The following is an 8,894-nucleotide window of genomic DNA, read 5'->3' on the forward strand; positions in this document are numbered from 1 at the left end:
CGGCACTCAGAGGTCGAGTTGGTACTCCAGCGCCTTGTGCGTGGGGACGTACCCCAGTGCGTCGTTGATGCGCCGCATGTGGGTGTTGCTGTCCGCCGTGTCCGTGACCAGGCCGGCGAGCCGGGGATGGTCGGCACGGGCGAGACGGATCGACTCGGTCTTCATCCAGCGGCCGAGGCCGTGACCGCGGTGCTCGGGCAGTACGCCGGTGCCGTAGTGCAGCCCGTCGCCCTTGCCGTCGCCCGGCACGACGAGCTCCGAGAAGCCGACGATCGAACCGTCCGACTCGTCGACGGCGGCCACGGTGGTGAGCAGGTCCCCTCGGTCGGCGACGGCCTTGGCCGCGGCCAGAACCCGCTCGACGTCCCAGACCACGACACCGTAGTCCGTGTCGTCCATCGGCATGTCGTCCATCGCGCGGCGCGAGTCGGCGAAGGTCTTGGCCAGCTCCTCGGGGACGGTGCCGCGCCAGGACACGAGACGGTAGCCGGGATGCGGCCGCTCGGCGATCGCACGGATCTCGTCGCCCCTGACACCGTCCAACTCGTCGAGCGGGAGCCGGACATACGTCAACGTCAGCACCTTGCGGAAGCCGCGCGCGGCCAGGAAGTGATCACCCGGCGTGCCGTCGTCGGCCTGCGCGACCACCGAGCGCCTGCCCGCCTCCCGGGCGGCGGCCACCGCCGCGTCGAGGAGCCGCGAGCCGACCCCCCGTCGCCGCTCCGCCGGGTGCACGTTCACCCGTAGCTCGGCAAGGTGCTCCTGGCCTTCCCGGGTGAACACCCGGAGAAACGCGGACCCGAGCGGGTCGCCGCCGTCCCCGTCGGCCAGCCACGCGAGGCGGTAGCTGGTAGTGGTGCGGTCGGGGTCGGTGAGGGCAGTGATGCGTATGGGCAAGGTGGCTCCGGTGAGGTCAAGGAGGTTGCGTACGGCACAGTCGACCATGCAACCGACGAATGGGGGAAGGGAGTTGGGCGGGCCCGCCACGACTCCGGGGAACCGGAGAACAAGAAACGCGGACGCCGGAGGCGGGACGGTGCTGCTCGGGCGGAGTGCCGGCGGCGACCCCGGTGCGAGGCTTGGGGCATGCAGCAACAGCCGTACGACTCCCGGGGAACGCAAGCCGCCGAGAGGCGCTCCCGGATCCTGGTAGTCGACGACGATCCGACCGTCGCCGAGGTCGTCGCGGGGTACCTGGAGCGCACCGATCACCTCGTCGATCGCGCCGACGACGGCCCGACGGCCCTCGCCCGCGCCGCCGCCCATCCGCCGGACCTGGTGGTGCTCGACCTGATGCTGCCCGGTATGGACGGCCTGGAGGTGTGCCGGAGGATCCGGAGCCAGAGCCAGAGCCAGAGCCAGAGCCAGAGCCAGGGTCAGGGTCAGGGTCAGGGCCGGCGGCACGGCTGCGTTCCCGTGCCGGTCATCATGCTCACCGCGCGCGGCGACGAGGACGACCGCATCCTGGGCCTGGAGGTCGGCGCCGACGACTATGTCACCAAGCCCTTCAGCCCTCGTGAGCTGGTGCTGCGGGTGGAGTCGGTGCTGCGCCGCAGCGGGCCCGTCGCCCACGGGAACCGGTGGGAGACAGCCGGCCTGACCATCGACCCGGTGGCCCGCCGAGCCACCAAGAACGGGACACCGGCTGGCGCGGCACACACGCCCGGACGCCGCCGGCGGGCGCGGGGCTGGGCCTCGCCATCGTCCGGGGCATCGTCGAGGCGCACCAGGGGCGGACCACCGTACGCAACATCCCCGGCGGCTGCCGCTTCGAGGTACTGCTGCCCGCCGCTTCCTGACCGGCCCACGTAAGGGCTTCGTCATGCGCCACGCGGCTCCGGACGGCCCGCCCACCCGTTGAATGGAGGGAAGACGAGTGGTTCCCGGAAGGGTGGGCGATATGGGACGCATACGGAGCGCTCTGTTCAGGCCGTGGGTGGCTGGAGCGCTGGTGGTGGCGGTCGCCGGCGCCGGCTTCGGGCTGTACTGGTTCCAGCCGTGGAAGCTGTGGCAGGACGAGACGGCGCAGGAGGCGTTGCCAGAGATCACGGCGGCCGTCTCGCCGCCGCCTGCCGGGGCACCGTCCGGGGTGGCCCCCGCCCCGCCCCCGGCCGGACCAGCGACGCTGGCGAGCGGCGAACTGATCAGCCACGAGCACCCGACGTCCGGCACGGTGAGGTTCGTGCGGCTGGCCGACGGCAGTCATGTGGTGAGCCTGGACGGGCTCGACACCAGCAACGGCCCCGACCTGCACGTGTGGCTCACGGACGCGCCGGTGAAGGAGGGCCGCGCCGGCTGGGGCGTCTTCGACGACGGCCGGTACGTCAGCCTCGGCAGGCTCAAGGGCAACAAGGGCAGTCAGAACTACGCCGTGCCCGAGGACGTCGACCCGTCCCACTACACCAGCGTCAGCATCCGGTGCGACCGCTTCGACGTCTCCTTCGGCGCGGTGGAACTCACCCGCGCCTGACCCACCCCGGCGGCGGACGCCAGCCGGGGGAGCCACACCTCCGCTCCCCACGACGCGCCGGTCCGGTGGCCGAGGCTTCCACGGAACAGCCGAACACCTGGCCCTTTGGGATCATTTGCCGGGTTCCGGCCCGTACCACTGGAGTGCCTGGCCTGTGACGGCGGCGATGCATTCGAAGTCCCGGTCGCGGTGCAGGAGGGTCAGTCCCCGCAACTCGGCCGTGGCCGCCACCACGAGGTCGACGGCTCCGGCGCTGCGGTGCTGGCCGCGTTGGGTGAGGATCTCCTGGACCTGCCAGGCGCGGTCGTAGGCGCGGTCGTCGACCGGCACCCAGCCGAAGAGCAGGCGCAGGTCCTCGATGCCTTGCGCACGGTCGGCGGCGGAACGCGCGCTGTAGAAGAACTCCAGCTCGGTGACGGGGCACGTGGCGACGAGCCCGGCTGCCGCCGCCCGGTCCCATCCGTACTGCTCGGCGTCGCCGCGCAGCAGACGGGCGAGTGCACTGGTGTCGATCAGGAACTGAGCGGCGTTCACCGACGGTAGTTCCCCTTGTCCTCAAGGAGGTCGAGATCGAAGGCGCCCTCGGCCGCCGCCGCCCGCAGGCGGGTGAGGGCCAGGGCCCGCCGCCGGTTCTCCAGCACCTCGCGCAGCGCGGTGTTCACCGTCTCCTTCTTGGTGCTGGTGCCGAGGGCCTTGGCCACGTCAGCGACCAGTTGATCGTCGAGGTCTATGACGGTGCGAGTCATTGATGCACCTCCTTGGATATATAGAGTGCCTTCAAGTATATGCAAGGATGTCTCCTGTTGGATGGCGACCGCGGCATGAGGCCGGCGCCGGTCATACGGGCGGCCCGGTGACGAGGTCGCCGTGCTCGTCGTAGGGCCAGGCGTTGGCGACGCATCCGTGCAGGCCCTTGATCTGCTGCATCATCACGGGGGCCGGTCGCCCGGCGCCGCCGCAGGTCACGTGCCCGTGACCGAGGAAGTGCCCCATCTCGTGGTTGATGATCAGCGCGCGGTAGTCGTGGATCGGCCCGTCGAAGGTGGGCGAGCCCTTGACCCAGCGCTTGAGGTTCACCACCACCCCTCCGGGGACCTCGCAGTTGTACTCGCCTCCGGTGTCCTGCTGGATACCCGCCCAGCACAGGGCGTCCGCCGTCGCGGGTGTCGCGATCCTTATCGTCATGTCGTGCGGCGACCCCGCGCCCACCAGCTGGAACGCGTTGTCCGGGTCGCGGGTCCAGCCCCGCGGGGCGGCGAGTATGTCGGCGATCTCGTTCGCCGCCTGGGACGGCGAGACGTCGAGGCCGGTCTCGACCTCCACGACGTAGCGCACCGGGCGGGAACCGCTGCCCACCGTCTCCCCGCCGGCCCGCGCGGCGACGAACGTCCCGCTGCCCGTCGGGGGGACGTCGATCTCGGTCCGGCTCGTGGAGGGGGAAGGAGACGCGGAGGGGGAAGGAGAAGCGGATGGGGAGGAGGACGGTGTGGGGGTGGGGGTGGGAGCGGCTGTGACGTGCGTGCTCCGCGGGCGGGCCGCGCCGCTCGACGCGTCGCTCCGCCCGCCTTCCATGACATACGCTGCCGAGCCCAGCAGGCCGGCGACCGCCAGCAGGCCGACCGGCAGGCTCCGGCTCCGGCGGCGCGGCCGGCCCCGACGGTGGGAGGACCGCCGTCGGCGGCCGGCGCGATGAACGGCCGCGGTGCTGCCGGTGGAGGATGCGGATCGTCGCTGTCGTGCCGAATGCATGGCAACTCAATCTGATGATCCCAGATGATCTCCATGAGCCGGCGCTGTCACGGAAGGATAACGACGTCCGCGCTCCCGGCCCGTGTGATCGTTGTGTAACGGCGGTCGAGGAGGGGCCCGCTCGCGGTGGCCGCCTCGCCCGGTCTGCCTACACTGCCGAAATGCCACGGGTCCTGATCGTCGAAGACGACCTAGCCGTCCGCAGGGCCGTCCAACTGGGTCTGCGGCATCAGGGGCATGAGGTCTTCGCCGTGGAAACCGGGGAGGAAGGGCTGGAGCAGCTCCTCCCCTTCCGGCCGGACGTCGTCGTGCTCGATCTCATGCTGCCCGGCATGTCCGGCCTGGACGTGTGCCGCCGGATCAGGGACCGCGACCAGGTGCCGATCATCATGGTGACGGCCCGGGGAGACGACGTCGACGTGGTCGTGGGACTGGAGACCGGCGCGGACGACTACGTGGTGAAGCCCGTGCAGGCCCGGGTGCTCGACGCACGGATACGGGCCGTACTGCGCAGACAGGACGCGTCGCTGCCGGACGGCACCCGTCCCCGGGCGGAGACGCACGGCGAGCTGGTCGTCGACCGCGCCGGGCTCGTGGTGACGCACCGCGGCGAACCCGTCACCCTCGCCCCCTCCGAACTGCGGCTGCTGCTGACCCTGTCGGCCTCGCCCGGGCAGGTGTTCAGCCGCCAGCAGCTGCTGGAAGCGGTCTGGGAGCACAGCTACCACGGCGACATACGGCTCGTGGACGCCTGTGTGAAGCGCCTGCGCAACAAGCTCGGCGAGGGCAGGAATCCCCGCTACGTCCAGACCGTACGCGGATTCGGTTACCGCTTCGGCCTCTCGTGAGCGACCGGACGGCCACGCGGGCGCGGAGGACCGCCCGAACGCGGAAGGCCGCACCCGAGGTCCCCACGGCTGAAGAGCCCCCCGCCGCCGTACCGGGTGCCGGCCCCCGGCGGTTCCTCCGGGCGGCCCTGGCACGCATCCCGCTCCCCCTGCGCGGTCTGCGCCCCCGCCTGCTGACGTCCTTCATCCTGGTGGCCATGGCCAGCGCCCTGGGCACCGGGGCCCTCGCCTTCCGCGAGGCCCGCACGGGGGTGCTCCAGCAGAGCCAGGACTCGGTCATCAACCGGTTCCGTACGAGCGTCGACGCCGTCGCGCCCTCCATCCCCATTGCCCCGGACCAGACGGACCTCCAGTCCGCGGTGGACCAGGTGCTGTACGCGAACCGTTCGTCGGGCTGGCGGATCATGGCCACGTACGGTGGCCACCGCGCCTACGCGCCGAGCGCCGGTTTCGTCGAGCCGAGCCCCGAAATGCTCCGGTCCGTCCGGGACCGACGTGCCGCGGTGTTCCAGCGGATGAACGTCGACGGGCGCCCTCGTCTCGTCGTCGGCATGCCCGTCACGTACACCTCGGGCGAGGACACGGAGCCCAGGCTCTCCGGGGTCGTGATGTACCTGGAGGTCTCGCAGACCACCGAGGAAAAGTACGTCGAGGCCATGGTCAGCGGCATCGAGCGGGCCACCCTGGTGGCCCTGTGCCTCGCCGTCGTCCTGGCGCTGCTCGCCGCGAGCGGCGTACTGCGACCCGTACGGGCGCTGCGCCGGGCGACGCGCCGGATGGCCGCGGGCCACCTCGACGTCCGGCTGGACGTCACCGGCTCCGACGAACTGGCCGACCTCTCCCAGTCCTTCAACGAGACGGCGGCCGAACTGGAGCGGACCGTACGGGAACTGCGCCGCCTGGAGGCCCGGGGGCGCCGCTTCGTGGCGGACGTCTCCCACGAGCTGCGTACGCCGCTGGCGGTGATGTCGGCGGTCACCGACGTGCTGGACCTGGAGGGGGAAGGGGAGACCGGTGAGGCGCTGCGGCTCATCAGCGAGGGAACGAACCGGCTGAGCGGATTGGTGAACGACCTGATGGAGATCTCCCGTTTCGACGCGGGGGCGGCCGAACTCAACCGGGACGAGATCGACCTGGCCGAGTCGGTACGGCGTACCGTCGCCTCCCGGTGGCGGCAGGAGCAGGTGGAGACCCGGCTGCCCGCACCGGGTGAGCTCCGCGCGCGCGTCGATCCGCGCAGACTCGACGTGGTGACGGCCAATCTGATCGGCAACGCGCTGCGGCACGGAGCCCCGCCCGTGCGGCTGACCATGGAGGTGCGGGAGGACGGGGCGGGCACGGCGTGGGCGGTCATGGAGGTGTCCGACAACGGACCGGGCATCGCCGAGGAGGCCATACCGCACATCTTCGAGCGGTTCTACAAGGCGAGCACCTCACGGGCCAGGAGCGAGAGCAGCGGGCTGGGTCTGGCCATCACGGCGGAGAACGTGCGCCTGCACGGGGGGCGCATCCGGGTGGCGAACCTGCCCCGGGGCGGCGCGGTGTTCACGGTCGAACTCCCGCTGCACCGCGACGACACCGACACCGACACCGAGGCCGACACCGAGGCCGACGGGAACACCCGGTGAGGGGCTCGCGAACGGCAGCGCTGCTGTCCGGACTCACGGCCGTGGCCGCGGTCGCGCTCACGGCGTGCGGAGTACCCCCGTCCGGTGTCATCGAGACCGGTGCGCCGGCGAGCGGCATGTTCTCCCCCAGTGCGACACCACCCTCGAAGCCCGCCACGATCTCCCTCTTCTTCCTGCGCGACGGGGAGTTGATGCCCTATCCCCGTCGGATCGACGACGCCGGGGACCTCGAGGCCGTCGTACGCCTGCTGTTCGAGGGGCCGGCCGAGAACGAGGCCGCGACGGCCACCACGGAGCTGCCCCGCCTGACGGAGGCGCCGCGGCTGGCGATCGACAGCGGCATCCTCTTCGTCAAACTCCCCGGTGAGACGGCTCGGTTGAGCCGTCGGGCCATGCTCCAGCTGACGTGCACGGTGCACCACGCGACTTCGCCGGTCCCCACCGCCGCCCCCCGCGCCGACGCGGAAGCCGACGACGACACCGCGAGCCGTCCCGCCGCGCCCAGCAGCCTCCATGTGTTCGGGGACGGATGGGCGACGACCCAGCCGGACCACACGTGCCCCATCGCACCCCCACCGCAGGAGCAGCCGGAAACCCTCCTGCCGCACGAGCCCCCCGGCTGACGGACGCACGGCCCCGCGCGGGACCGCAGTCCGCCTTCCGGCTACGGCCACCCTTCCGACCGCGCGAGGCCGGCCACGCCGCTCTGACGGCCGCCGGAGCACCACGCCGACCGGGCAGCGAGCCGGTTCGCCACCCCCCTCGAACTCGCTCGCATCCCGTTCCGGCGGAAGCGGCGCCGGGCTCGTGCGGTCGCCGGTCCCCGGGCGGCTTCCGCTTCTACGACCTCCGTCACACCGGACACACCCTGTCGACCCGTTCGGGTGCCACCCTCCGGGACACGATGGTGCGCGCCGGCCAGTCCTCCGAGAAGGCGGCGCTGATCTACCAGCACTCCGACGAGGAGCGGCAGCGGGAGGTCGCCGCCGGGCTCGACGACCTCGTACGCGCCGAGCGTGCGAAGCGCCACACCGGCGACCGTGCGCACCACGGGGAGGAGCCGTCGGCGGGCTAATGGTGCGGTTGTGGTGCGGCACCCGCTCACCGGTCTGGACAACAAAGAACCCCCGGGTCGATGACCTGGGGGTTTCGCGTGGAGCGGGTGACGAGAATCGAACTCGCGCTCTCAGCTTGGGAAGCGACGACGCTTGAACGGGCTCCATAGCTCTGACCAGAACGGATAGCTGTGCCTTGGCTTGGTCGCGCGGGCCGGTTTGCACCGCTGTTGACCGTGGTTCTCCGCCCTTACGGGCACGCGGAGGGCACGGAATCTCAGAAGGGGGAGGTCGGCGCCACCGGGGGACAACTGCGCACGGGCAGCCCTGTGCGCAGACCAGCTGCCTGAAGCGGTGTTGTGGCTGCACAGCACCTGCCAGCCTCCGGCGCTGGCTCTCTCCGCCACCCGGTTGGAATCCCGCACCCCCACCCGTTATGCCATATGCAATGGCATACTCGAAGCGTGACTGACAACGACGTGGACTTCCCGCCCGGCGACGGCCCCACCAGCGGTATCTCCGTCACCCTGACCGCTGGAACTCTGCAGGCGATCCGTGAGCGGGTCGGCAAGCGGGGCGTCTCGGCCTACCTGGAGAAGGCGGCCCAGCGGCAGATCGAGCGGGACAACCTGGACGAGCTGATCGCGGACTTCGACAAGGTGCACGGCCCGGCCGATCCCGAGGCCGTGGCGGCCAAGCGTGCCCGGCTGACCGAAGGCGGTTCGCAGGCTGGGGCGGCCGCGTGAGCGGTGCCCTGGTCCTGGACAGCGAGGGCCTGGCGAAGGCCGTACAGCGTGATCGGGAAATCCACGAGTGGCTGACGGCGGCTCGCGACGCGGACCTGCCAGTGATCACCTCAGCTGCCGTGCTGGTCGAAGTGATCCACCCGAAGATCAACGACGCCGCGCTGAAGTGGACCCTGTCCCGCCTGGCCGTCGAGCCGGTGACCCAGGCCGTCGCGCAATCCGCTGCCGCCTTGCTGCGCGCAGCGGGGCTGCACGGCCACAAGTACGCCATCGACGCCATGCTGTGCGCGACCGCCCTGCAGCATCCCGGCCGGGTGACGATCCTGACTTCCGATGTAGAGGACGTCGGGCTGCTCACTGCCGAGCATCCACGCGTGAGTGCGGAGAAGGTCTGAGCC

11 protein-coding genes and 1 pseudogene are annotated in these 8,894 nt (G+C 71.3%); 8 read left to right on the forward strand and 4 right to left on the reverse strand.

Going from position 1 to position 8,894, the window contains the following annotated elements; translation table 11 throughout:
* Nucleotides 1-6: 6 nt before the first annotated feature.
* On the reverse strand, nucleotides 7-897 hold the full coding sequence (locus ACZ434_RS19135) for a GNAT family N-acetyltransferase (RefSeq protein WP_468457234.1): 891 nt from the start codon (nucleotides 895-897) through the stop codon (nucleotides 7-9).
* A 189-nt stretch (nucleotides 898-1,086) separates the two neighbouring features.
* Between ACZ434_RS19135 and ACZ434_RS19140 the strand changes: the two genes are divergently transcribed.
* Both ACZ434_RS19140 and ACZ434_RS19145 read left to right on the forward strand, forming a co-directional pair.
* Nucleotides 1,087-1,812 carry a response regulator transcription factor gene (locus ACZ434_RS19140; protein WP_468457237.1) on the forward strand — a complete coding sequence of 242 codons (726 nt, stop codon included), beginning with the start codon at nucleotides 1,087-1,089 and terminating at the stop codon, nucleotides 1,810-1,812.
* An 88-nt stretch (nucleotides 1,813-1,900) separates the two neighbouring features.
* Nucleotides 1,901-2,470, forward strand: a complete 570-nt coding sequence (locus ACZ434_RS19145; protein ID WP_468457239.1) for a DM13 domain-containing protein — start codon at nucleotides 1,901-1,903, stop codon at nucleotides 2,468-2,470.
* 111 nt (nucleotides 2,471-2,581) lie between these two features.
* Here ACZ434_RS19145 and ACZ434_RS19150 read toward each other — a convergent pair whose 3' ends face one another.
* From ACZ434_RS19150 to ACZ434_RS19160, 3 genes are all read right to left on the reverse strand, one after another.
* A complete protein-coding gene (locus tag ACZ434_RS19150) occupies nucleotides 2,582-3,004 on the reverse strand; it encodes a PIN domain-containing protein (protein ID WP_468457241.1) in 423 nt (140 codons plus the stop codon).
* Nucleotides 3,001-3,216 (reverse strand): type II toxin-antitoxin system VapB family antitoxin, encoded by a 216-nt coding sequence (locus ACZ434_RS19155; RefSeq protein WP_046249112.1) that lies wholly within the window; start codon nucleotides 3,214-3,216, stop codon nucleotides 3,001-3,003. The genes ACZ434_RS19150 and ACZ434_RS19155 overlap by 4 nt, the downstream gene beginning before the upstream one ends.
* A gap of 91 nt (nucleotides 3,217-3,307) precedes the next feature.
* A complete protein-coding gene (locus ACZ434_RS19160) occupies nucleotides 3,308-4,219 on the reverse strand; it encodes a DUF3152 domain-containing protein (protein WP_468457244.1) in 912 nt (303 codons plus the stop codon).
* 161 nt (nucleotides 4,220-4,380) lie between these two features.
* On the opposite strand from ACZ434_RS19160, the gene ACZ434_RS19165 reads away from it, so the two are divergent.
* The 6 genes and pseudogenes from ACZ434_RS19165 to ACZ434_RS19190 all read left to right on the forward strand — a co-directional run bounded on the left by ACZ434_RS19165 (nucleotide 4,381) and on the right by ACZ434_RS19190 (nucleotide 8,891).
* Complete coding sequence (locus ACZ434_RS19165) at nucleotides 4,381-5,067, forward strand: response regulator (protein WP_468457246.1); 687 nt, start codon at nucleotides 4,381-4,383, stop codon at nucleotides 5,065-5,067.
* Nucleotides 5,068-5,264: 197 nt separating this feature from the next.
* Nucleotides 5,265-6,695 carry a sensor histidine kinase gene (locus ACZ434_RS19170; protein ID WP_468457248.1) on the forward strand — a complete coding sequence of 477 codons (1,431 nt, stop codon included), beginning with the start codon at nucleotides 5,265-5,267 and terminating at the stop codon, nucleotides 6,693-6,695.
* A complete protein-coding gene (locus ACZ434_RS19175; RefSeq protein WP_468457250.1) occupies nucleotides 6,692-7,318 on the forward strand; it encodes a hypothetical protein in 627 nt (208 codons plus the stop codon). The genes ACZ434_RS19170 and ACZ434_RS19175 overlap by 4 nt, the downstream gene beginning before the upstream one ends.
* A 150-nt stretch (nucleotides 7,319-7,468) precedes the next feature.
* A pseudogene (locus tag ACZ434_RS19180) lies at nucleotides 7,469-7,770 on the forward strand (tyrosine-type recombinase/integrase); the annotation flags it as partial.
* A 444-nt stretch (nucleotides 7,771-8,214) separates the two neighbouring features.
* A complete protein-coding gene (locus ACZ434_RS19185; RefSeq protein ID WP_468457252.1) occupies nucleotides 8,215-8,496 on the forward strand; it encodes a hypothetical protein in 282 nt (93 codons plus the stop codon).
* Nucleotides 8,493-8,891 carry a PIN domain-containing protein gene (locus tag ACZ434_RS19190; RefSeq protein ID WP_468457254.1) on the forward strand — a complete coding sequence of 133 codons (399 nt, stop codon included), beginning with the start codon at nucleotides 8,493-8,495 and terminating at the stop codon, nucleotides 8,889-8,891. Before ACZ434_RS19185 ends, ACZ434_RS19190 begins: the two co-directional genes overlap by 4 nt.
* Nucleotides 8,892-8,894: the final 3 nt, after the last annotated feature.

The organism is Streptomyces sp. NPDC030893, assembly GCF_055571535.1.

Bases quoted from the DNA above. Each gene is read 5' to 3' on its own strand.
- ACZ434_RS19165 (WP_468457246.1), top strand. From the start codon at position 4,381: ATGCCACGGGTCCTGATCGTCGAAGACGACCTAGCCGTCCGCAGGGCC.
- ACZ434_RS19160 (WP_468457244.1), bottom strand. From the start codon at position 4,219: ATGCATTCGGCACGACAGCGACGATCCGCATCCTCCACCGGCAGCACC.
- ACZ434_RS19170 (WP_468457248.1), top strand. From the start codon at position 5,265: ATGGCCAGCGCCCTGGGCACCGGGGCCCTCGCCTTCCGCGAGGCCCGC.
- ACZ434_RS19155 (WP_046249112.1), bottom strand. From the start codon at position 3,216: ATGACTCGCACCGTCATAGACCTCGACGATCAACTGGTCGCTGACGTG.
- ACZ434_RS19140 (WP_468457237.1), top strand. From the start codon at position 1,087: ATGCAGCAACAGCCGTACGACTCCCGGGGAACGCAAGCCGCCGAGAGG.
- ACZ434_RS19145 (WP_468457239.1), top strand. From the start codon at position 1,901: ATGGGACGCATACGGAGCGCTCTGTTCAGGCCGTGGGTGGCTGGAGCG.